This is a genomic window from Rodentibacter caecimuris, assembly GCF_010587025.1.
Classification (GTDB): domain Bacteria; phylum Pseudomonadota; class Gammaproteobacteria; order Enterobacterales; family Pasteurellaceae; genus Rodentibacter; species Rodentibacter caecimuris.
This window is the reverse complement of the sequence record NZ_CP040863.1, coordinates 2,059,368-2,082,543: the sequence shown is the minus strand read 5'-3', so window position 1 is coordinate 2,082,543 and position 23,176 is coordinate 2,059,368. Positions and strand designations below refer to the sequence as shown.

The 23,176-nt window shown below is 41.4% G+C and carries 19 protein-coding genes and 1 tRNA gene; 1 reads left to right on the top strand and 19 read right to left on the bottom strand.

Features of this window, described 5'->3' with window-relative positions:
- Positions 1–138 precede the first annotated feature (138 nt).
- From FEE42_RS10120 to glyQ, 7 genes are all read right to left on the bottom strand, one after another.
- Positions 139–1,368 (bottom strand): tyrosine-type recombinase/integrase, encoded by a 1,230-nt coding sequence (locus FEE42_RS10120; protein WP_164028444.1) that lies wholly within the window; start codon positions 1,366–1,368, stop codon positions 139–141.
- Positions 1,369–1,563: 195 nt separating this feature from the next.
- A tRNA-Ile gene (locus FEE42_RS10115) sits at positions 1,564–1,640 on the bottom strand.
- 88 nt (positions 1,641–1,728) lie between these two features.
- A complete protein-coding gene (glyS, locus tag FEE42_RS10110; RefSeq protein WP_164028442.1) occupies positions 1,729–3,798 on the bottom strand; it encodes a glycine--tRNA ligase subunit beta in 2,070 nt (689 codons plus the stop codon).
- Positions 3,799–3,810: 12 nt separating this feature from the next.
- Entirely contained in the window at positions 3,811–4,725 is a 915-nt protein-coding gene (locus FEE42_RS10105; RefSeq protein ID WP_164028440.1) for a CfrBI family restriction endonuclease, read from the bottom strand.
- A complete protein-coding gene (locus tag FEE42_RS10100; RefSeq protein ID WP_206023150.1) occupies positions 4,712–6,103 on the bottom strand; it encodes a DNA methyltransferase in 1,392 nt (463 codons plus the stop codon). The genes FEE42_RS10105 and FEE42_RS10100 overlap by 14 nt, the downstream gene beginning before the upstream one ends.
- A 47-nt stretch (positions 6,104–6,150) precedes the next feature.
- Positions 6,151–6,798 (bottom strand): FABP family protein, encoded by a 648-nt coding sequence (locus FEE42_RS10095; protein WP_164028438.1) that lies wholly within the window; start codon positions 6,796–6,798, stop codon positions 6,151–6,153.
- Positions 6,799–6,843: 45 nt separating this feature from the next.
- Positions 6,844–7,752 carry a glycine--tRNA ligase subunit alpha gene (glyQ, locus tag FEE42_RS10090; protein WP_077466004.1) on the bottom strand — a complete coding sequence of 303 codons (909 nt, stop codon included), beginning with the start codon at positions 7,750–7,752 and terminating at the stop codon, positions 6,844–6,846.
- Positions 7,753–7,944: 192 nt separating this feature from the next.
- Between glyQ and FEE42_RS10085 the strand changes: the two genes are divergently transcribed.
- Positions 7,945–9,870 (top strand): TonB-dependent receptor plug domain-containing protein, encoded by a 1,926-nt coding sequence (locus tag FEE42_RS10085; protein ID WP_164028436.1) that lies wholly within the window; start codon positions 7,945–7,947, stop codon positions 9,868–9,870.
- A gap of 230 nt (positions 9,871–10,100) precedes the next feature.
- Here FEE42_RS10085 and FEE42_RS10080 read toward each other — a convergent pair whose 3' ends face one another.
- The 12 genes from FEE42_RS10080 to murJ form a co-directional block, all read right to left on the bottom strand.
- Entirely contained in the window at positions 10,101–11,036 is a 936-nt protein-coding gene (locus FEE42_RS10080; protein WP_059367974.1) for a phosphatidate cytidylyltransferase, read from the bottom strand.
- Complete coding sequence (locus tag FEE42_RS10075; RefSeq protein ID WP_164028434.1) at positions 11,036–11,689, bottom strand: lysophospholipid acyltransferase family protein; 654 nt, start codon at positions 11,687–11,689, stop codon at positions 11,036–11,038. The genes FEE42_RS10080 and FEE42_RS10075 overlap by 1 nt, the downstream gene beginning before the upstream one ends.
- An 8-nt stretch (positions 11,690–11,697) precedes the next feature.
- Positions 11,698–12,057 (bottom strand): hypothetical protein, encoded by a 360-nt coding sequence (locus FEE42_RS10070; protein WP_164028433.1) that lies wholly within the window; start codon positions 12,055–12,057, stop codon positions 11,698–11,700.
- The gene (locus FEE42_RS12900; RefSeq protein WP_237184421.1) at positions 12,054–12,479 is read right to left on the bottom strand and encodes a dual specificity protein phosphatase family protein; all 426 of its coding nucleotides are present in this window, start codon (positions 12,477–12,479) and stop codon (positions 12,054–12,056) included. Before FEE42_RS12900 ends, FEE42_RS10070 begins: the two co-directional genes overlap by 4 nt.
- Positions 12,480–13,346, bottom strand: coding sequence for a phosphatase PAP2 family protein (locus FEE42_RS10065; RefSeq protein ID WP_237184420.1), 867 nt, complete (start codon positions 13,344–13,346; stop codon positions 12,480–12,482).
- Positions 13,343–15,088: a bifunctional alpha/beta hydrolase/class I SAM-dependent methyltransferase gene (locus tag FEE42_RS10060; RefSeq protein ID WP_164028432.1), complete on the bottom strand. Its 1,746-nt coding sequence runs from the start codon at positions 15,086–15,088 to the stop codon at positions 13,343–13,345. Before FEE42_RS10060 ends, FEE42_RS10065 begins: the two co-directional genes overlap by 4 nt.
- A gap of 84 nt (positions 15,089–15,172) precedes the next feature.
- Positions 15,173–15,778, bottom strand: a complete 606-nt coding sequence (locus FEE42_RS10055) for a CDP-alcohol phosphatidyltransferase family protein (RefSeq protein ID WP_164028430.1) — start codon at positions 15,776–15,778, stop codon at positions 15,173–15,175.
- A 207-nt stretch (positions 15,779–15,985) separates the two neighbouring features.
- The gene (gene ispH, locus FEE42_RS10050; RefSeq protein ID WP_077586782.1) at positions 15,986–16,930 is read right to left on the bottom strand and encodes a 4-hydroxy-3-methylbut-2-enyl diphosphate reductase; all 945 of its coding nucleotides are present in this window, start codon (positions 16,928–16,930) and stop codon (positions 15,986–15,988) included.
- On the bottom strand, positions 16,927–17,445 hold the full coding sequence (lspA, locus tag FEE42_RS10045; protein ID WP_077581977.1) for a signal peptidase II: 519 nt from the start codon (positions 17,443–17,445) through the stop codon (positions 16,927–16,929). The genes ispH and lspA overlap by 4 nt, the downstream gene beginning before the upstream one ends.
- A gap of 65 nt (positions 17,446–17,510) precedes the next feature.
- Positions 17,511–20,336 (bottom strand): isoleucine--tRNA ligase, encoded by a 2,826-nt coding sequence (gene ileS, locus FEE42_RS10040; RefSeq protein WP_164028429.1) that lies wholly within the window; start codon positions 20,334–20,336, stop codon positions 17,511–17,513.
- A gap of 15 nt (positions 20,337–20,351) precedes the next feature.
- Positions 20,352–21,290, bottom strand: coding sequence for a bifunctional riboflavin kinase/FAD synthetase (gene ribF, locus FEE42_RS10035; RefSeq protein ID WP_135969493.1), 939 nt, complete (start codon positions 21,288–21,290; stop codon positions 20,352–20,354).
- Positions 21,291–21,335: 45 nt separating this feature from the next.
- A complete protein-coding gene (gene murJ / locus FEE42_RS10030; RefSeq protein WP_135969492.1) occupies positions 21,336–22,910 on the bottom strand; it encodes a murein biosynthesis integral membrane protein MurJ in 1,575 nt (524 codons plus the stop codon).
- Positions 22,911–23,176: the final 266 nt, after the last annotated feature.

Genomic DNA, 23,176 nt, shown 5'->3' with positions numbered 1-23,176 from the left:
TATCTTTCAGCGTGGTTAATTACGCCCCGCCTAGTCGCACCTGTTCGGCTTGTTATCTCTTATTATTTCATACGTTCTTATACGTTTCAATGTATTTTTATACAGTAAATCAAAGTGGTAAATATCAACCGCACTTTTCTAAATATCCACCAGCGACAAAGAGCAACGTTCTACATAATCGCCCCATAGCTGCATAACCTCTATGCGCTGTTCAAGGTAATCGGAGCGGTTATAGGCTTTTCGGGTTTGATCAGCGATGATATGGGATAAACAAGCCTCCACAACATCATAATTAATCAGTTGTTCATTTAGATAAGTGCTAGCAATACTGCGTAAACCGTGGGCGGTTAGTTTGCCGGTATATTTGCCACCAGCAATCAATTTAATTGCCCTATTTGCGGTTTGTGGGTTCATTGCTTGGTTGGGTTTCATCTCACTTTGAAAGATATATTGCTCGCCAGCGGTGAGTTTTTTCATCTTGTCTAATAGCCGAATAGCTTGAGTAGATAACGGGACAATATGCCCACGTTTGCCCCCTTTCATCTTCTCGGCAGGAATAGCCCATAGCTTTTGATTAAAATCAATTTCCGACCATTCAGCACTCACCGCTTCTTTAGGGCGCACCATGGTTAATAGTTGCCATTTGATTAATAGCTTAACTTGCATTGAGCTGTTGCTATCTCGTAAATCAGAAAGAAATTCAGGCAATAATTCAGGGCGAATAGTGGGATTATTCTCGCTGGTGGGCGCACTAAAACTTGATGCCACATTTACGCACTTATTAAACTCAATCAAGCCACCATTCACGGCAAAGTTTAGAATTTCATTGAGTAAACGGATCACCCGTTGAAGAGTGTCATTTATGCCACGCTCCTTGAGTTGGGCTAATGTTTCAATGACTAATTTAGGTGTGATAGCAGATATAGGCATATTGCCCAGCTTTGGGAATAGGTGCTTTTCAAGTCGCCCCCAATTCTTCTCAAGTGTCTTGGGTTGAACTTCATCCGCTTTCTTTTCCTTCCACTTCTCCGCTACGGCAAGCAAGGTATTTATTAGCCGTTCTTGCTCCTCTGCACTTTGCTGTTGCCGATATTGTTGCGGATCGATATTTTGTGCAAGCAATGATAAAAACTCGTCTCTGACTTTGCGGGCTTGTGATAAAGAAATATCGGGGTATTTCCCCACGCCTAGCAAAACTCGCTTTCTAGGGCTGCTAAAAGGCTGATAGTAATTAAATCGCCATAGCTTCGCCCCTGAGGGTTTAATCAATAAATAAAGCCCTTGCCCGTCTGATAACGTGTAGTCTTTATCTTTCGGTTTGGCTCGTTCGATTTCTGTATTTGTGAGAGGCTTGGTTATACGTGGCATTTTTGAATTTTAGTTATACGGTTTTTTGTATTATTGCTAGCGTATAACTAAGCATATAACTAAAATCTGTGGCTGTAAACGTATAAACCCGTAAGAAAACGTATGAAGAGATAAAGCAAAATGGCGTTGAGGCTAGTATTTATAAGGGTTTAGTTTATGAAAACGTAAGAGGAAATAAGAAGAGAAAAGTCCGTTTGGTCCCCCCTACCGGACTTGAACCAGTGACCAAGCGATTATGAGTCGCCTGCTCTAACCAACTGAGCTAAGGGGGGAAACGCGGACGATTATAGAGAAATAATGACGCTAAGTCTATAAGTAAAAGGATGGTCGCTTGAAAAATAACCATCCTTGCACTTGTACTTATTGAAGTAACGAAATATCCGCCACTTGTAGGAATAAATTACGTAAATTATTTAAAATTGCTAAACGATTTTGGCGTAATTTTGGATCTTCCGCATTGACCATTACTTTATCAAAGAAGTTATCAACTGCCTCACGCAAGCCGGCTAAACGATCTAACGCCGCTTGATATTTGCCTTGTTCAAAGAGCGGTGAGAGTTCTGATTGTAGCGCAAGCACTTGCTCTGCAAGCACTTTTTCTTCCTCTTCGAGCAATAAAGTGCGGTCAATTTGTGATGAGATTTCCCCTTCCACTTTCGCTAAAATATTACTCACACGCTTATTGGCGGCAGCGAGTGCTTCTGCACTGTCGAGGGTTCGGAAATGAGACACGGCACGTACTCGTGCATCAAAATCAGCCGGTTTAGTCGGACGACGGGCCAACACCGCTTGAATCACATCAACGGCAATGCCTTCGTCTTGATACCACGCACGGAAACGTCCGAGCATAAAGTCCACTACATCGGCAACCACATTTTCATTAGTCAATTTATCGCCGAAAAGTGCGGTCGATTTTTGCACTAAATCTTCAAGATCAAGGGGTAAATTTTTCTCTACGATAATGCGTAACGCCCCCAATGCCGCACGGCGTAAGGCAAACGGGTCGGCACTGCCTTTTGGTGCTTGTCCGATACCGAAAATCCCTGTGAGGGTATCAAATTTATCTGCCAAAGCAACCGCACTTGCCACTAAAGATTTTGGCAATGAATCGCCGGAGAAACGAGGCATATATTGTTCGTTTAACGCCACTGCCACTTCTTCATCTTCGCCGTCGTAACGGGCATAATGCATCCCCATTACCCCCTGCGTGTCGGTAAATTCAAACACCATATTGGTCATTAAATCACACTTGGAGAGCAAGCCTGCGCGTTTCGCTTTGACTTCGTCTGCCCCGATTTGTTTGGCAATTTCGCCAGCTAACTGTTCAATACGAGCGGTTTTATCCCGCAATGTGCCGAGTTGTTGTTGGAACAACACTGTTTCCAAACGAGGTAAGCGATCCACCAATTTTTGTTTTAAGTCGGTTTTGAAGAAGAATTCTGCGTCCGTTAAACGTGGGCGCACAACTTTTTCATTTCCCTCAATAATCGCTGTCGGATCATCAGGATTGATATTGGAAACAAAAATAAAGTGCGGTAATAATTTACCCTCTTTGTCGTAAATTGGGAAATATTTTTGGTCGCCTTTCATCGTGTAAACCAAGGCTTCTGCCGGCACGGCAAGGAAACGCTCTTCAAATTTTGCCGTCAGTACATTTGGATATTCCACTAACGACGTTACTTCATCAAGCAAATCTTCTTCAATATCCGCTACGCCACCAAGTGCGGTCGCTTTTTCTTGAGATTTTGCCAAAATCTCCGCTTTACGTTCATTGAAATCGGCAATGACCGAACCTTTTTCGCGTAGTAATTGTGGATATTGATCGGCATGTTGAATTTCAAATTCACGTTCACCTAAAAAACGGTGGCCACGAATAGTACGGCCGCTTGCTACACCTAAAATTTCACCCTCGATGAGTTCATCACCAAGTAACATGGTGACAGTATGAACAGGGCGAATGAATTGCACGGTTTTATCCGCCCAACGCATTGGTTTTGGGATAGGCAATTTTGCTAAAGCGTTCGCCACAATGTCGCTAAGTAAATTTTTGGTCGGCTGACCTTCGATTTTCGCACGATGAACTAACCATTCACCTTTATCCGTAACAAGGCGTTCTGCTTGCGCCACGCCAATACCACAGCCTCTCGCCCAGCCTTCAGCGGCTTTAGTCGGCTTGCCTTCGGCATCAAACGCTGCGGATATTGCAGGGCCTCGTTTTTCAATTTCTTTGCTCGGTTGTTGCATCGCAAGCGCCAACACTTTCACAGCCAAACGGCGTGGGCTGGCAAACCATTCTACCTTGTCAAAAGCTAAACCTGCTTGGTTTAATGCCTGTTCTACATTCTCTGCAAACGCAGTACCTAATTTTTTGAGAGCCTTCGGCGGCAGCTCTTCTGTGCCGATCTCGGCGAGGAAAGTTTGTATTACCATTTTGTTAAATACCTAGTCTAGCAATTCATTCAAAATTTCATTCAAATCGTTATCTAAATCTCCGTTATATGGTATATATGGGATAGATATCGCCTCTAATATCTCTCCAAATTTTAAATAACCTTTTTCATCTCTAAGTGCAACCCAGTAAATACCTAGTTGATTACACTGATGCTTATTTTGTTCAGATAGCGTATCAGCTATGAAAATATTACTATCACGTGCAATTATTGCATCGGCACTCTCAGGATTTCCCTTACCCATCAGTTTAACCTCACAACGATACTGATTATTGCTATTAAATAAATAAAAATCTACTTCTCTATCTACATCTTTATTTCTATTTCTAGAAAATGTAGATGAATTATAGTTGGAATTAGGAACATTATACAATTTACATAAAGTTAACATTAGATATTTTTCTACACTTTTCCCTGCTGTACTCCATAACCCACCTCTTAGTTGGGATCTTTTTACAGCTAATGTATTAATAACAATTAAACTCTCACTGATAGATAAGTCAATACTTACACCATTAAATTTAATGGTTAATTTAATATCGATCCCATCTTGCTCGGAATCTACCAAATAATTTATATTATTATACAATGAGTCAAAATGTTCTATTGATGCATCTAAAACAATCTTTCTACTAGCACTACCATACATGTTACTGATAGTTTTTTTGTTTAGTCCAGAATTAATTATAATGTCATCAGAGGAAAGTGATTCTGATAAAAAATAATCTTTGTACCAATCTATATTTATATCATTTGAGTTAATTTTAGCATCGACAACTCTTTTGAAGAAATCAATTGAAAATTGTAAAAATTCAGCGTTTAATAGATTTATAATTTCAATTCTATAATCATTAGACTGAATAACTCGTTTTATTATATTTTTTACTACTTGATTAGTTATTTTCATAAGCTAAACCTTTAAATTGTATTAATGTTAGAAACTTTGTTTGTTTATCGATAGAGAGCATATCTTTTTGTTGTAACATCTTCATATATTTGAAATATTTTTCATCTTTTTCTGTTAAAAAGAAATATCTATCTAAGTATTTAGCGGTTCTTCCTAAAGTCCCACTTCCTGCAAAAGGATCAAATATAACATCCCCTTTATAAGAGTAATATTCTATGACTCTTTTGCATAGTTCAGCAGGGAATACTGCAGAATGAACCTTATCTGATTTTGGGTTAATTTGCCAAACATTTGTTGTTTCAAACCCATCAACAACTTTACTTTTATTAATTATATCAGCTGAATATTGTTTCATGTTCCAATCTAATAATTTATCAGTAGACTTTCTATAAACCATTAGATATTCCGTTACTGAGTTCGGTTTATATGCTAAGGGCTTTCGATGCTGTTGAAATCCACCAATACGATTTTTTACACTGTATTCGGGCTTCATCCAAACTATATCATCAACAAATTCCCATCCAATTTTTGTTAATCTATTATGAAGATCAAATGGAATTGGATAACGCTTACTTGAGTGAGATCTGCTAATTCTAGGTATAATTATTGGGGATGTATTTACAATTAAAAATCGCCCCTCTTTTGTTGTTCTATATGTTTCTAAAAATACATTCTCTAAAAAATCTAAATAATCATCGTAACTTGAATAAATTGAATAATCTCTAGCGTTGTAATATGGTGGAGATGTAAAAGTAAGGTGAAAACTTTCATCTTTAATAAGCTTAAATACCTCTAGAACATCTGAATTAACTATAACATTTTTTAAATAATTATGTACATGGGAGTGGGAGAGGAAATTTTTTTTATCTTTATTTTCACTTGAAAAGTATTCTTTATTAATTATTTTTTTTATCATTTCATTTTTATGTAGCTTTAATCTTTTAAGTTCCATATCTACAGTGTAATCTCCTTTAAAAACTAATAAGCCTCTAATAGCCTGACTAGCAATTTTAGGATCTTCATCTTGTAATATACTAATCAAAAAAGGGATATGCTCTTTTTTTCTCATTCTTCCTATAGCAGAAATACATTCCCTTCTTACTAGTGAACTAATATCAGATAAAAAATAATTCTTTATTTTTAAAAATAAATCAGTATTATTTATCTTACTTAAATTTTTAATAACCAGACTTCTAACTTTTTCGCTATCACTATTCATTAAATATTCTATAGATTCATAGTTAAATGATGAACTCAAATAACCTAAATTTTCTAAAATAAAAGAAATATTCTTTATATTATCCATATTTTTATGAATTAAAGTATCTATATTTCCATCTTTTTTACATAGTTGAATATACTCTTTTGTTAAAATCATTGTTATTCCTTTCTGTCGCTAAATGTAACCATTGTTCTAATACTGCTTTATTCAGCAATAGCCGCAAGTGCGGTCGGATTTGGCGTCGGTTCTACAATTTTGGTTAAACGGTTGCGATCCGTATGATGGAAAGGTTCATCATAGTTTGGAATCAGCATAACCGTATCCTGCTCGTAAGACCAAGTACCGTCATCATTGATTTTTACCTTGATTGTATAACTTTCTGTGGTGAAATTTTGCTCGATAAACGGATTAGAAATAATGCCATTGGTGAGTGAACCCCGCACTGCTTTCACGGTAAATTCTTTTGCATCCGCCGGAGCATTGCCGGTTGCCATGAGCGTTTGTCCACGCGGGATACTTAAAGTAAAGAGAATATTGCCCGTTGCCGGCTCCCATAACCAATACCCCACTTGATCGTGAAAGGTTTCCACTTCATTTGGCTGAACAATACGGGTGTGATAACGCAAACCATAGAAAAGTTGAGGCCCGTTCGTTTGTGCGTCAATCGGTTGTAACTCTACCCGTTCGATATAAGGATCTTTTTCCGCGCCTTCCGCTTTAGGGTTAATATCTAAGCCGCGCTTACCTTCCCAAATGCCCGCCAGTCCGGTTAATGGACCAAGATTAGCCAGCGTATTCACATCCGGCTCGGCTTCGGTATAAATATCTTTTGGGTATTGAAAATCGCTCATCCTCTCTCCTATTTCATCAATTTCTAAAGTGCGGTTATTTTCAGGTTATTTTTTACAACCGGGGAAACCGAGGGCTTCACGGCTGGCGTAGTAAGCTTCAGCAACGCCTTTGGTTAAGGCTCGGATACGCAAAATGTAGCGTTGGCGTTCGGTAACGGAAATCGCTTTGCGGGCATCAAGCAAATTGAAACTATGTGCTGCTTTTAAAATGCGTTCGTACGCTGGTAACGGCAGTGGTTTTTCTAACGCTAATAATTGTTGGGCTTCTTTTTCATATTGATCGAAACAGTAGAATAAGAAATCCGTGTTGGCATATTCAAAATTGTAGGTGGATTGTTCCACTTCGTTTTGATGGAACACATCGCCGTAGGTGGTTTTACCAAGCGGGCCGTCCGACCAAACCAGATCATACACGCTGTCCACGCCTTGAATGTACATCGCCAAACGTTCTAAACCGTAGGTAATTTCACCTGTAACAGGCTTACATTCTAAGCCGCCCACTTGTTGGAAATAGGTGAATTGGGTCACTTCCATTCCGTTCAACCACACTTCCCAGCCTAAGCCCCACGCGCCAAGGGTTGGGTTTTCCCAGTTATCTTCGACAAAACGGATATCGTTTTGGGTAGGATCGAAACCGAGCATTTTCAGGCTGTCGAGATACAGTTCTTGAATATTGTCCGGTGAGGGTTTAATCACCACTTGGAATTGATAATAGTGCTGTAAACGGTTTGGGTTTTCGCCGTAACGACCGTCGGTCGGGCGACGGGATGGCTGTACATAGGCGAACGCCATTGGCTCCGGGCCTAACGCACGCAATGCCGTCATCGGGTGAGACGTTCCCGCCCCCACTTCCATATCAAATGGCTGAACAATAGTGCAACCCTGTTTTGCCCAGTAATCTTGTAGGGCGAGAATCATACCTTGGAAGGTTTTTACATTGAATTGATTGCTCATAATCTTGAATCTAAATGTGATAAAAATACGGGCATTATACTTGAAACAGCAGGGCGGATAAAAGCAAAAAGTGCGGTTAAAAGCGCGCGATTTTTTATGAATAGAATTTGAGTTTGTAATGAAAAATCTCAATTAGAAAAGTGATTTTCCTTGTGTCAGAATATAGTGATTTCAAACCAAAGGAACAAAATGATGAAAACAAACCTAATTACAACCGCACTTTTGCTCGGTTCCTCCGCTTTTGTATATGCGGAATCTTCCCACACAGAACTGCCTTCCATTAACGTTTATTCCGCTTATGCAACACCGGTAAATCAAGATCAAACTGCGTCATCAGTTACAGTATTGACCGAACAAGATTTCGCCGCCCGTAACGCGACTTATGTGAGTGATGCCTTGAAAACCGTACCGGGTGTGGCAATAAGTGCAAGTGGCGGACGTGGCGCCTTAACGAATTTCCATTTACGTGGTGCAGATGCAAATCACACGGTAGTCGTGATTGATGGCGTAAAAGCCAATCCTGTTAGCGGATACGGTTTTGATTTCGGTGGCTTATCATTAAGCAATATTGATCGCATTGAAGTACTACGCGGTGAACAATCCGCCCTTTGGGGAAGCGAGGCTATGGGTGGGGTGATTTATATCACAACCAAAAGTGGCCTCTATAAAGAAAAACCATTTAATATTGATTTTGACTTAGGTATCGGCTCACACCGTACACGTGACGGCTCGGTTACTGTTTCAGGCTACAATAACGGATTTTATTACTCGCTTCATGGCGATAGCCATCGCACGAGCGGTATTTCCGCATTAAGCAAAGATCGCTTTAATTACACCGCAGAAGACAATGCCACAGTCGCAACTGGTGGCGCAAATGAAAAAGATAAATTTCACCGCGACAACACCTCTTTCCGTTTCGGTTATGATGACGACAACAAAGGGTTAGAATTATTGGGTTCACACTTTTCTCAAAACATCCACTTTGACAATGGATTAACTGACGAAAAAGGACATTACACCCATACTCGTGAAACATTATTTAAATTAGGTGGTTACTGGGGTAATGATAAAGATCTATTCAAACACAAAGTCTCCGTCAGCCATATTAAAACGGATAGCGATACTTTTGGTTTTAGAAGTGCTTATAACGGCAAAAAATTAAACGCTAACTATCAACTCGATATTAATTTTGATCAGGAAGGTTCAATTACCCAAGGACTAAGCCTATTAGGCGAATATCAACGCTCAAACTATCATTCCAGTTATTTCAATGATATTGGTGAGAAAAAACTGACAGAAAAAAGCATTGCGGCGGAATATCGTTTGTTCAGCGAAAAAGATCACAGTTTGAGCTTGAGCGGTCGTTACACTGACAGTTCCGAATACGACAATTCCTTTACAGGACGAATTTCCGCTACTTATCGCCTCACATCAAACGTAAAAGCACACGCCAGTTTTGGCACCGCTATTCAAAACCCAACCATTACCGAATATTATGGCTATAACGGCCGTTATATCGGTAATCCAAATTTAAAACCGGAAAAAAGTCGCGGAGGTGATGTAGGCATCTTGTTGGAAAGCCACAATAAACAGCACAGTTTAGACATCACTTATTTTAATCGCCGTGTTGAGCATTTTATCAGTAGCGAAATCATTGATTTCACGAGCTACACCTCTCATGCAATAAACCTTGACGGCAAAACCAAAATTAAAGGGGTAGAAATTGCTTACAACGGCAAATTAACCAATGATTTAACCGCCTATGCAAACTATACCTATACGAATAGTAAAGACAATAATGGTAACGAATTGCTACGCCGTCCTAAACACACGGCAAATGCGGGATTATCCTATCAAATCACGGAGAAATTTGGCTCAAGTGTGAATGTATCTTATGTTGGAAAACGAATGGACAACTATTTCTCACCAACTTATTCCACCCACCGTACCAAATTACCGTCTTATACTTTGGTAAATTTGGGCGCAAATTATCAAGTCATTCCAAACTTAACGATATATGCCAACCTAAACAACCTATTCGACAAAAAATATGAAAACCTTCTTGGCTACGGTCAAGACGGTCGTAATATCTATGTTGGTTTAAGAGGGTCGTTCTAACAAAAAGTGCGGTCAATTTTGACCGCATTTTACCGTATATTATGTAGCCTACGCACAAATAAAAAATTGATACAACATGTAGGGGCATACGTAGTACGCCCCTGTCGATAAGTGATTGAAATTATTAACGTTAGACTACAGCACAGCCCTACGCTCACAGTAACATATACAATTTTGTATAACTGCTACATAATACCGAAAACTCGTATAACCGCTCTGCCCGCTTGTCTTTAACCATTCCAAAAATATCGAATAATATGGAAGAAAATAGGGGCTGAGAAACAAACTGAGTCCATTCGATCGAGCATTCCTCCGTGTCCGTTTATCATCTTGCCCCAGTCTTTTACACCGTGATCGCGTTTAATCGCAGACATCACCAAACCGCCTAAAAAGCCCATTATGCAGACAATAAAGCCAATTAGCCCTGCTTGCCAATAAGTAAATGGCGTAATTGGCGCCATTAACATAGCTACTACCGTGGCAGAGATAATACCACCGACAGTGCCTGAAATAGTTTTAGAAGGTGAAAGGCTCGGCATAATTTTGGGGCCGCCAAGCAGTTTCCCCCAAATATATTGCAGTACATCGCTGGACTGTACAGTGGCAATCATAAAAATCACTAGCAATATATTGTTTTCGTTGCTGAAATCGTCCAAATTTAAAAAGAGCAAGGCGGGAACATGAGAAATACAGAAAATACAGATCATTGTCATCCATTGGGTTTTGGCTGTACGGGCGAGGAATTGCTCGGTATTCCCACTGAGACTCCCTATAATCGGTAGCAACAAAAAGCCATAAACAGGAATGAAGATGGAAAACATACCATACCATTGCACTAACACAAGGTAGTATTGGATCGGCAACAATAAATAGAAACATGCCACCATACTGTAATAATCGCAACGTTTACGATAAATCACCGTCATAAATTCACGCAGAGCAATGAAGGAAATCAGAAAAAAGAGAATTGTCGCCCCAATACGCCCGAACAAAAAAGCGATAAATAATACCCCTGTCATCACCCACCACGCATTAATACGGGCGACTAAGTTAGCAACGGTGCTGTTTTCTTCGCCATATTTGCTCATGAGTAGCCGTCCGATAGCACTCGCTATAATCAGCAAACCAAACACTACGATAAAAATAAAAGTCGTTTGCGCCAGCATCACAGTTTCTCCTCTGTTTGGTTTGGATTTAAGGCTAACAAAGCGTTCATTGTACGATCTAGAAAAGCCTGTTTGGGTTCATTTTCAGCTAACTTCAACGGCTCGCCAATATAGACATCACACAAAAGCGGAATAGGCAGCCATTTGCCTTTTGGCAACACATGACTGATGTTATCAATCCAAATCGGGACAAATTCTATATCGGGATTTTGTTGAGCAAGGTGGTAAATACCGGATTTAAACGGCAAAAGCGGCTGATTTTCATCGGTATTTCGCGTACCTTCCGGAAAAATAATCAATGAATGATGCTGTAAAGCTTCACTCATCAATGTGATAGCGGTTTCAGGGCTCTCGCTTTGACGGGCAATCAATACACCATTAAACACTTGTTGAATGATAAAACGGCGTAAACGGTTTTTTTGCCAATACTCAGCGGCGGCAACGGGACGGGTTTCCATTCTCCACGTTTGAGGGAGCGATACCCACACCAACATAAAATCGCCGTGACTACTATGATTGGCATAATAAACTTTTTGTTTCGGACTGAAAGTAAATTGCTTTTCCGATTGTGGGCGAATGCCTGTAACAAAAGAGACAAAATAACATAAACAGCTATCAATAAAACGCGCTAATAAGCGGGAAAAAAATTGCATAATACCTCCTAAATCAGCCATAACGCCAATTGTACCAAAGTAGCGAATAATGCTGCATACCACAGACGAATAGCACCTTTTGCCCGCTGAAAAATATCTCGTTCGGTAGTTTGTTTCACTAAGCCTAACGCCAATAAAGTGCGGTCAAAATCGGCAAAGTTTTTCGTGTGCATAAAAATGCGTTGATCAAATTCAAGTCGAATATGTAGATAGAGTAAGCCCATCGCCAATATCACATTCAGCCCGATGTGATGTTCTGTTGCGAGACTTATAGCTAATAAAACGGCATTCAATACCGCCAAATAGCGGGCGCTAATAAGAAAATGAGCGGTGGTTTTGGCTGCGGTGTCTGCTAGTTCATTTGTCATTTGGTTTTCTCTTGATACAGTTTCTCTGCTTGCAAAATTGTTTGACGAAGTGCATTTGATACGACTATTTGTGGACGGGCTTGTTTTACAAGCGTAATAGCTTGGCTTAAATCCGCTATTTTCCGGGTGGCAAGTAACCAAGTTAACACTACGGCGACACTGCGTCCGTAGCCCAAGGCACAACACACCAATACCGAGGAATGAGTTTGTTGTAAGCGATCTAATTTTTCTACCGCTTTGCAAAGTTCCTTGGCACTTGGCGATACCAAATCAAGCATTAACGCTTGCTCGTAAGCATCGGGCGGATTTGGGCAAGGTAGTTCGGCGCAACAATCAAGCACCGCTTCAAATTTACCGCTAACAATGATCGAACCGACGGAAATATTCTCAAAAATGACCGCACTTTTCGGTTTTCTCCACAATCAATAGGCAATGTTAAGCCGTGCGCCGAGAAGATAAGGAAATCCCAATGCACAGGTCGCAACAGAAAGTTTACCGTTTGTTTGCTTTTGGAAAATTGCCACTCCCCATCCGTAAGCAAGCACAACCAAACAAAGTGCAACGGCTCCCCATATAAGCCATAACCACCCACCGCCCAAGTATGCCAACAGTACACAAACCATTGCGCCTAAGCCATAATAACGCATTAAACGATGATGGGAGACAGTCCGATTTTGGGAGAAGAGTACAAAAATCGGGGAAATGCCTTGTTCGGATAACAGCCACAATACTAAAAAGCCGACTAATGCGCCTGTGGGTAAATCTAAAAAATGATGTTGGTAGGTGGTGAGAATTGAAACCGCAATAAGCCCAAACCAAAAGCCTAGCAATAACCGCCATTTCGGGAACATTCGCCAATAAAATGCACCGACAACAATAGTCAGAATAATATGCAAAGAAGGAGCTTGGTTATACGGCTGATCAAAACCGGCTAGAGATTCAAACAAAAAGCCGGCTATCCCCGTCGTTTCAGGTTTTTGCCAACTGATTTGGAGCGGAAAACACAAAAAGCCGAAAACCGCAATACCTTGAGCGAGTAGCAAACGTGCCACATAACGACGCAATTGAGTCAGATCTTGGCAGAGGAAAAACACTAAAGCATAAAGCAGATTGAGTGACCAATACGGCACAATTGTCCAGGTAAGAAAAGGAATCCGGTGTTCCCAATCAAACACAATTTCAGGCACATTTTCTCGCTGTGCAGTCAGAAAATTAGTGAAACCATAGCTGGCGTAGAAAATTGCACCTACGCCGAGCAAATAACCCAAACGGGTGTTGAAATTGATCATTTGGTTTTAATCGCAAGACTCACGGTGAAAATGCCGTCTTCATCAATCCATTGATGAATTTTTTGGAACCCCGCTTGCTCCACAAGTTGATCCATTTCTTGCTGACTACGGCGACGCATCACCCAATTTGGGCTACCGTCCTTATGACTGGTTAAACAACGGGCGATTAATTCCAATTGCGGATGCCATGGTTGCCCCGTATAAATCAAATAACCGCCTTGTTCAATTGCTTCACCAAAACCGTTGAGCGAATGCATAATCAAATCGTTATCGGCAAAAAGTTCATGTAAACCTGAAACGATACCCAAGGTTGGACGAGGACTGAGATCTTGATAATTTGTAGGATCAAAGGCATTTACTTCATTAAACGTGGCAATATCTTGCAAGCCCCGTTCAGCAATTAACTGACGCCCGGCCTCCACATTAATCAGGCTGTAATCACGCAAACGCACAGAATCAGGCTGATTTTGTGCGGTTAATGCATCCAGCACGTAACGCCCATGCCCTGAAGCAATATCTAACACGTGAACAGGTTTACCCGCTTCCCGCAATTTTTGCATTGCAAGACTGATCGCTTTGGCAATATTCGCTTTACGTTGGCGAATACCGCGCCAACCAATCGCATTCAGATAATTTTTATCGACCAAACGTCCGAAAGCATTAGAACCTTGCGGCTGATTTTGATAAACATAATCCAATGTGCTCCCTGAATCGTAGCCGGTTTCTTTTCCGATACGTAAACCTTCGCTCCAACGTGCACCAAGTTTCATTAAAGCTCGATAACCAGCCCAAAATAAACCACGGATGGAATAAGGCGATAACGGTGTAGCGAGTACATCAGCCTCTACACGACTTGGGCTAGCGATGTGCGCTTGAGTACAATCCACCCTTTGCACAGGTTCATCAAAACGGGCACGAATAAAACGACGCATTGGAGTGAAAACCAGATGGTTGTTTTCTTCGCCTAAGGTGTCGTGATAAAACCCATTCATCACATAGCGTTCTTTAATACGGCTGCCTAAATGATTATAGAAATCGTGCTGCGGTTTGTGATGTACCACCCAATCCGCCCCGGAGATAAAAAGCTGAATTGGTGTGGTGATGGCTTGTGCATCTGCCACAACCCTGTCTGCCGCCTCATACAAACCAAGCAAAATACGGGCAGAAATGGCACGGGTAATGAGCGGATCTTGATTAAAACTGTTTTGGCGGGCTTTATTGTGGGTCAAATAATGGGCTTTCACATAGCTATTTACAAAGAAATTACCACGTAATTTTGACCACAACGCCAAGCCCGTACGGGCAAACGGAACATAAAGTTTTACCTTAAATGCAGGCGATGCCAACACGGCACAACGAATTTTAGGCGCATAATCATGTAACCAAGCGGAAACTAAAACAGCTCCCACGCTTTGAGCAATCACACAAATATTTTCAGGGGCAATCTGATATTCTCGTTCGATATGCTGCATAAATGCTTGAATATCTGACACTGAGGTAGCAAAGCTTGGGCTATCTCCACGCTCACCAGGGCTATTGCCGTGTCCACGGGCATCCCAAGCAAAATAGGCAAAATCATCAAAACCCAACTCATCAGCCACAAACATTATTCGTCCGGAGTGTTCGTGCCCTCGGTGAAATAACACAATCGCTTTATCTTGGCTACCGTTTTTGGCGGGACGGTAACGATAAAACAACTCGGTATTGTCTGCCGTTTTGAAAAATTTTTCTTGTTCTTTCATTGTTTTTTCCTTGTAGAGTGGGCAAAGTTGCCCGCCGATCCCAATATTATCTCAGGCTGGAGGCTGTCTTTATCCAACCATTTTTTACGAAGTAGTCGCTAATCCACGTTTTACTCGGTTATAAGCAGTTAAAATTAAGGCGAGATTTGCAAGCCAAAATAAACTGCTCAAGTAAAGAGGCAGTTCGCCAAAATAAGCGTATGCCAAGCCGAGCGTACCTATCAAAAAAGCACGATCACTTTTCCCCAAAGGCCCATCATAACGCCGCCCATTATTGCCATGAACTTGCCCTAAAACGCCACAAAACTCAGTCATCATTGCTAAGAAAATAAAGCCCATCACGGATTCTGCTGAAAATGGTGTAATAAAGGCAAAAGGTAAATAGAGTGTGGTATCGGCAACAACATCCGTTATTTCATTCAAATAGCCGCCTAAATCAGATTTTTGGTTAAACTCGCGAGCCAACATACCATCAATGGCATTCAATGCCATTCGTAAAAAAAGCCAAATCGGCAATAGATAAAACAAGCCGGAAATAGCAGAGAAGAGGGTGAGAACCATCCCAAAAAAGAGGGAAAGACCACAAGCAAATAAGGTTACTTGATTGGCAGTGATTCCCCATTGCTCAAGACGTTTCACCAATGGGCGTAATAAGTTTTGAAAGGCTGGTTTGAGTTGATAAATACTCATAATCGTCCCCGAAGGAAGAATTTTCAATAATATAACCGAGACATTTAGGAAAGGCAAACAAAGGAATCAAACTGATTTGATAAAAGTTTTAGTGTTACAACAAAAATAAACAGAACTATTGTATGGCTTATTGAAATATGAAGTTTGCACAAGTGCTACATCATCTAGCCACTTTGTGCAAACCGATTGGTATTTAATCTTTTTTCCTTAACCCACTTCTTTAATTCGCAATTCTTTAGGTACTTCAAAGAACATATTTTCTTCCAGCCCTTGGAGCTCTTCTAATTCATTTGCACCAAATTCTTTTAAACGGGTAATAATAGATTGCACCAATTCTTCTGGTGCAGAAGCGCCCGCCGTAATCCCAATAGTTTGTACCTTATCAAACCAATCTGCTTGAATATCGGCGGGATCATCAAGGAGCTGAGACTGCACGCCCATACGGGAGGCTAATTCTGCCAAGCGATTAGAATTTGAGGAATTTTTCGATCCTACCACCAAGACTAGATCCGATAATTTTGCCAACTCACGCACAGCTTCTTGGCGGTTTGTTGTGGCATAACAAATATCATTTTTGTGCGGGCCTTGGATTGACGGATATTTTTCTTTTAATGCATGAATTGTTTCAGCCGTATCATCTAAAGACAGGGTGGTTTGGGTCATAAATGTCAATTCATCGCTTTCTTGCACAGGTAAACGGGCTATATCCTCCACACTTTCAATCAGATAAATACCGCCTTCACCATTACTGTATTGCCCCATCGTGCCTTCTACTTCAGGATGGCCTTTATGTCCGATAAGAATGGCTTTTGTACCTTTTCTACTTGCTCGAGCCACTTGCATATGTACTTTAGTCACTAACGGGCAAGTAGCGTCAAACACTTTTAATTGGCGATCTTTGGCTTCTTGACGTACTGCTTGAGAAACCCCATGAGCAGAGAAAATCACAATGGCACCGTCCGGCACTTCGCTCAATTCCTCCACAAAAATGGCGCCACGTTCACGTAGCCCATTCACCACAAAGCGGTTATGCACCACTTCGTGACGAACATAAATCGGAGCGCCGTGAATTTCAAGGGCGAGTTCTACAATACTGATGGCTCGATCAACACCGGCACAAAATCCACGTGGATTGGCTAAAATTATTTTCATTTTTGACCGCTCTTTTCTGTTTGTTTATCTTGTACTTTTTTCTTTTCGCTTTTAAATGCGTCCAGCATAAGCAATCCCGCACCAATACAAATTGCCACATCCGCGATATTAAACACCGGATAATGATAAATATCCCAATAAAAATCGAGGAAATCGACCACAAAACCGTGATAGGTACGATCCACCATATTTGCCAATGCGCCGCCAATAATCAGCGCATAGGCGCTATTTTGTAATTTTTGACCTGCTGTGTTTTTCTTCAAAAAATACATCAACATCAAAGAAATACCGATAGCCAATACAATGAAAAAGTATTTTTGCCAGCCGTCGTGATCGGCTAAAAAACTGAATGCAGCACCGTAGTTACGCACATAAGTGAGATTAAATACCGGTAAAATATTCACACTTTCGTATAAATCAAATTTTTGTACCACAAGATATTTTGTGAATAAATCAAGCACAAAAGCCACCGCACTTAGCCAAAGAAAAGAGAGACCGGATTTTGTTTTAGCCATAAGAAATTCCTAATAAATGAAAAGTGCGGTCAAAATCAACCGCACTTTGAATATGAAAATTTACACTATGCAAAATGGCGAATTTCACCACTACCTGCCACGTTTTCTACACAACGAGGACACAATGCCGGATGTTGCGGGTTGATTCCGATTTTATCGGAATAGTGCCAACAACGCGGGCATTTTTCACCGTTGGAACGGGAAACGCTCACGGCAATGCCTTCCAATTCTCCCTCCGCAATATCCGCCGGTTTTTCCGCCAACGGTCTCACTTCCGCTTTGGAGGTAATTAATACAAAACGCAACTCGTTGCCCAATTTTTCAAGCAAGGCACGATATTCATCGTTAGCATAAAGGATAACCTCCGCTTCTAAACCACCACCGATTACTTTGTCATTACGGGCGATTTCTAAGACACGATTCACTTCGGAACGAACTTTAATCAGCTCTTGCCAGTAAGTATCGTCTAATTTTTCGTTTTCGCCTAACCCGAATAAACCGGTGTAAAATTCTTCGGTGAAAACAAACTCAGAACGTGGGTTTTCGCCTTGTGGCAAGTAGCCCCAAATTTCATCCGCGGTAAAGGAAAGAATTGGTGCCATCCAACGAACCAATGCTTCAGCGATATGCCATAATGCCGTTTGACAGCTGCGACGGGCAAGGCTATCCGCTTTGGTGGTGTATTGGCGATCCTTGATAATATCCAAATAGAACGATCCCATTTCCACGGAACAGAAACGCATCAATCGTTGTACCACGGCATGGAATTGATAATTATCATAAGCCTCTTTAATTTCGTTTTGTGCTTCAAGCGCACAAGCCACCGCCCAGCGGTCAAGACTAATCATTTGTTCCGGTTTTACCGCATCCCGTTTCGGGTCAAAACCGTTTAAATTCGCTAATAAGAAACGTGCCGTGTTGCGAATACGACGATAGCTATCCGCCGCACGTTTTAGGATTTCGTCTGAAACCGTCATTTCACCGGTGTAGTCCGTTGAGGCAACCCATAAACGTAAAATATCACCGCCAAATTTATCCATAACTTCTTGTGGGGTCACGATATTGCCGATCGATTTCGACATTTTGCGACCTTGACCATCCACCGTGAACCCGTGGGTCAATACTTGTTTATAAGGCGCTTGATTATCCGTTGCGGTAGAAAGCATTAATGACGACATAAACCAGCCGCGGTGCTGGTCGGAACCTTCCAAATACATATCAATCGCTTGACCGCTAAATTCGGGACGATTCGCCACCACAGAGGAATAGGTTGATCCGGAATCGAACCACACGTCTAAAGTATCCGGCACTTTACGATAATGTTCAGCATCTGTGCCAAGCAATTCTTTTTCGTCCAGATCCCACCATGCTTGAATGCCTGATTGTTCGACACGTTTTGCCACTTCTTCCAATAATTCTAAGGTACGAGGATGTAATTCTTCCGTTTCTTTGTGCACAAACATCGTCATCGGCACGCCCCAAGTACGTTGGCGGGAAATACACCAGTCAGGACGATTTTCCACCATTTTTTCGATTCGAGCCTGTCCCCAATCCGGAATCCAACGCACGCCCTTAATTTCGCCTAAAGCGTTGGCACGTAGCCCTTGGGTTTCCATACCAATAAACCATTGTGGTGTAGCACGGAAAATAATCGGGGTTTTATGACGCCAACAGTGCGGATAACTATGCGTGATTTTTTCTACTTTCAGCAAATTACCCATTTCTTGCAATTTTTCCACCACAAGCGGATTTGCCTCAAATACAGCTTTGCCGGCAAAAAATGTCGTAGTTGAAATAAATTTGCCGTCATTTGCCACAAGGCACGCCATTGGCAAATCATATTTTTGCCCCACAATAAAGTCGTCTAAACCGTGATCCGGAGCTGTGTGAACCAAACCGGTACCGCCATCTGTGGTAACGTGATCACCTAAAATCATCGGCACGGTAAAATCATAGAACGGATGATGGAAACGGCTTAACTCAAGCTCCACGCCTTTCGCCGTCCCTAAAATTTCCACATTTTCAATGCCAACCGCTTTCGCTACGGATTCCACAAGCTCTGTCGCTAAAATGACGCGTTCGTCACCAAATTGAACAAGCTGATATTCCAATTCCGGATTAATTGCAATCGCACGGTTTGACGGAATTGTCCAAGGCGTGGTCGTCCAAATGACCGCAGATAGTTTGCCACTGCCTTTACCTTGCGCATTAAATTTAGCTTCAATTTCATCCGCACTTTCTGCCGGAAAACGAACATAGATAGACGGTGAAACTTTATCTTCGTATTCGACTTCCGCTTCGGCTAAAGAAGAGGCACAGTCTAAGCACCAATGTACCGGTTTCGATCCTTTGTATAAATGCCCGTTTGCAATCACTTTTCCAAGGGTACGAATAATATTGGCTTCCGTCTCAAAATTCATGGTTAAATACGGATTATCCCAATCGCCCAGCACACCTAAACGGATAAAATCTTTTTTCTGCCCTTCCACCTGCTCTGCCGCATATTCACGGCATTTTGCACGAAACTCCGCCGCAGAGATTTTTTCATTCGGTTTTCCCACCAAACCTTCTACTTTTAATTCAATCGGCAAACCGTGACAGTCCCAGCCCGGGATATAAGGGGAATCAAAACCCTGTGCCGTTTTAGATTTAACAATAATATCTTTTAAAATTTTGTTTACCGCATGACCGATATGAATGCTACCGTTTGCATAAGGAGGGCCATCGTGCAAAATAAAGGATTTTTTACCTTTTGCAGCTTTACGAATTTTTTGGTAAAGATTTTTGTCATACCAATTTTGCAACATCACAGGTTCGCGCTTGGCTAAATCACCGCGCATTGGAAAACCTGTTTCCGGTAAATTAAGCGTGTTTTTGTAATCGACTGTCATTTTATTTTCCAATTTTTACTTTTTAAAATTCTTGCTAAAAAACGCTTTTGCGGTTTCAACATCCCGTTTAATTTGTGCTTTTAAATCATCAAAGGAGGGAAATTTTATTTCTTCTCTTATTTTATGGCAAAACTCAACCTCAACCGGTTCACCATAAATTATCTTTGCAAAATCAAATAAGTGCACTTCTAATAATTGAATCACGCCATTAATCGTCGGGCGTTTCCCAATATTGGCGACGCCGTTAAAAATTTCGCCTGATTTTAACCGCACTTTTACTGCATACACGCCTTTAATCGGATTCACTTGGCGATGCAAACGGATATTTGCCGTAGGAAAACCCAATGTTCTGCCTAATTTATTACCGTGAATCACCCGCCCAAAAATACGATAAGGTTTGCCTAACAAACTTTCCGCAAGGGATAAATTGTCTCTTGCTAGGGCTTCCCGAACAGTTGTGCTGCTAATGCGTTGTTCATCCAAACAGAAACTATGATTATCTTCCACGGTAAAACCGAAACGCTCACCCGCTTGTTTTAACATCGCAAAATTTCCTTGCCGGTTTGCACCGAATTGAAAATCATCGCCAATGCTTAAAAATTTTACATGGAGCCGATTCACTAGTGTTTGTTCGATGAATTGTTCTGCCGATTGTTCTGCCAAAGTACGATCAAATTTCGCCACAATAACGACATCGACCTTGGCTTGCCGTAAATAGTGAAGCTTATCACGTAAACGCATCAAACGAGCCGGCGCATTATCGCCCATAAAATATTCACGGGGTTGCGGCTCGAACAATAATACCGCCATGGGTAAATTTAATTCGTCCGCTTTTTCGCGAAGGTGGCGTAATACCGCCTGATGCCCTAAATGCACGCCATCAAAGTTGCCAATTGTCAATGCACAACCTTGTAAAATCCGGCCTGCATTATGCAAGCCACGAATTAATCGCATGTCCTATCCACAAAAATTACAGAATTTCGGTATTATAGCGACAAGTTAGTTTTTTGTCAGCAAATGGTGCTGACGAATACCTAATAAAATCAACATCAAACCATAAACGATCGCGGCTAATCCAATCAACCAAATCAACCAATAAACGCGAATGGTAAAACTCATTGCCGCCCATTCACCAATATCCGGCACGTAGTACCACACTGCCGTGCCCATTGTCAGTGCGGAAAGCAAAACTTTCATAAAAAAGACCGCACTTTGGCGTGAAAAACGGTACACATCCGACTTCGCCAAACCACGATAAAGCAAGTAAGCATTCAGTGTAGCAGACATGGCAGAAGCCATTGCTAACCCGACATAGCTAAATGGAATCGCTAACACATTGAATCCCATATTACTCACCATCGCGATAATGCCGATTTTCACCGGTGTTTTGGTATCTTGGCGGGCATAATAACCGTTGGCTAGAATTTTAATCAACATAAAACTCAGTAAACCGGCATTGAATGCCCATAAGGAATACGAGGCAGCATGCACATCATGTAAGGTAAAACTACCCCGCATAAAAAGCGTCAGCAGCATAGGTTGGGCAAGCACGGCAATACCGACTGCCGCGGGTACGCCAAGTAATAGAATCATGCGTACTCCCCAATCCATCGTGTGACGAAAATCCACTGCACTTTGAGCCGAATTATCCTCACGATTAACGTGATGACGTGCGAGGGTGGGTAAAATTACCGTAGAAATCGCAATGCCGAACAAGCCAAGGGGAAACTCTAACAAACGGTCGGAATAATAAAGCCAACTGATCGAGCCGGTCATTAAAAAACTGGCAATAATCGTATCTAGTAATAAATTGATTTGGCTGACAGACACACCAAACAAAGCGGGAATCATCAATTTGCGAATTTTTACCACACCTTCATCGTGCCACGCCCATTTCGGTTTCACCAACAGTCCGGCTTTTTTCATAAAAGGAATTTGGAATAAAAATTGGAATAAACCGCCAAGAAAAATACCGATGGCTAATGCAAGATCGGGATTATTCATTTGTGGAGCTAAAAAAAGTGCGGTCGCAATCATTGCAATATTTAATAACACCGGTGAGAAAGACATCACACCAAACTTTCCTAACGTATTCAACACCGCACCGGAAAGCGCAACAAAAGTAACAAACCACAAATAAGGAAAGGTAATTTTCAACAGCAAAGAAGCTTGTTCAAACTTATGCGCATCAGGGCCGTCATTCAGCCAATCGGTGAACCAGCCCATGCCAAATAATGCGGCAACGATAGGCGAGCCCACCATCGCCAACAAAGTCACAATACTCACCAAACCGCCTAATGTACCAGACACTTTACCGATAAATTCACGGGTTTTATCCGTATCGCCTGCCTTACGATATTCTGCCAATACGGGAACAAAGGCTTGGGAAAACGCCCCTTCCGCAAATAAACGACGAAGAAAATTCGGAATACGGTTGGCGAATAAAAATACATCAGCCGCCGCCCCTGCACCAATCAGGTGAGCGATCACGACATCACGCACCAACCCTAACACGCGTGATAATAGCGTCATACTGCTGACAATCACGCCTGATTTTAAAAGTCGTTTACTCAAAATATTTCTCTCTCGGCTAAAAATTTTGCTTAATTGTATAGAAATTTTGTTTTTACGCTATATTCCACGCAAAAAAACTGATAAAATCCGCCCACATCGTTTGTGTGAGCCCCTATTGAAAGCGCTTGTAAAAATAACGATGCTTACTTTCGGTTGTGTCTCACCGAAACCAACACAAATTTTCCATTGACAAACGTATAAAAAATCGTCATATTGGCGCCCTTTATTTTGTCACACTAATTAACAGAAATTTTAGGAGTTTGACC

What these genes read in the sequence shown, in the direction of transcription:
- FEE42_RS10100 (WP_206023150.1), bottom strand. Translation starts at nt 6,103, where the DNA reads ATGATTTTAACAAAAGAGTATATTCAACTATGTAAAAAAGATGGAAAT.
- ileS (WP_164028429.1), bottom strand. Translation starts at nt 20,336, where the DNA reads ATGACAGTCGATTACAAAAACACGCTTAATTTACCGGAAACAGGTTTT.
- FEE42_RS10065 (WP_237184420.1), bottom strand. Translation starts at nt 13,346, where the DNA reads ATGATCAATTTCAACACCCGTTTGGGTTATTTGCTCGGCGTAGGTGCA.
- FEE42_RS10080 (WP_059367974.1), bottom strand. Translation starts at nt 11,036, where the DNA reads ATGCTGGCGCAAACGACTTTTATTTTTATCGTAGTGTTTGGTTTGCTG.
- FEE42_RS10105 (WP_164028440.1), bottom strand. Translation starts at nt 4,725, where the DNA reads ATGAAAATAACTAATCAAGTAGTAAAAAATATAATAAAACGAGTTATT.
- FEE42_RS10055 (WP_164028430.1), bottom strand. Translation starts at nt 15,778, where the DNA reads ATGAGTATTTATCAACTCAAACCAGCCTTTCAAAACTTATTACGCCCA.
- FEE42_RS10120 (WP_164028444.1), bottom strand. Translation starts at nt 1,368, where the DNA reads ATGCCACGTATAACCAAGCCTCTCACAAATACAGAAATCGAACGAGCC.
- FEE42_RS10070 (WP_164028433.1), bottom strand. Translation starts at nt 12,057, where the DNA reads ATGACAAATGAACTAGCAGACACCGCAGCCAAAACCACCGCTCATTTT.
- ribF (WP_135969493.1), bottom strand. Translation starts at nt 21,290, where the DNA reads ATGCGATTAATTCGTGGCTTGCATAATGCAGGCCGGATTTTACAAGGT.
- glyS (WP_164028442.1), bottom strand. Translation starts at nt 3,798, where the DNA reads ATGGTAATACAAACTTTCCTCGCCGAGATCGGCACAGAAGAGCTGCCG.
- FEE42_RS10095 (WP_164028438.1), bottom strand. Translation starts at nt 6,798, where the DNA reads ATGAGCGATTTTCAATACCCAAAAGATATTTATACCGAAGCCGAGCCG.
- FEE42_RS10075 (WP_164028434.1), bottom strand. Translation starts at nt 11,689, where the DNA reads ATGCAATTTTTTTCCCGCTTATTAGCGCGTTTTATTGATAGCTGTTTA.
- lspA (WP_077581977.1), bottom strand. Translation starts at nt 17,445, where the DNA reads ATGGCTAAAACAAAATCCGGTCTCTCTTTTCTTTGGCTAAGTGCGGTG.
- FEE42_RS10060 (WP_164028432.1), bottom strand. Translation starts at nt 15,088, where the DNA reads ATGAAAGAACAAGAAAAATTTTTCAAAACGGCAGACAATACCGAGTTG.
- glyQ (WP_077466004.1), bottom strand. Translation starts at nt 7,752, where the DNA reads ATGAGCAATCAATTCAATGTAAAAACCTTCCAAGGTATGATTCTCGCC.
- ispH (WP_077586782.1), bottom strand. Translation starts at nt 16,930, where the DNA reads ATGAAAATAATTTTAGCCAATCCACGTGGATTTTGTGCCGGTGTTGAT.
- FEE42_RS10085 (WP_164028436.1), top strand. Translation starts at nt 7,945, where the DNA reads ATGAAAACAAACCTAATTACAACCGCACTTTTGCTCGGTTCCTCCGCT.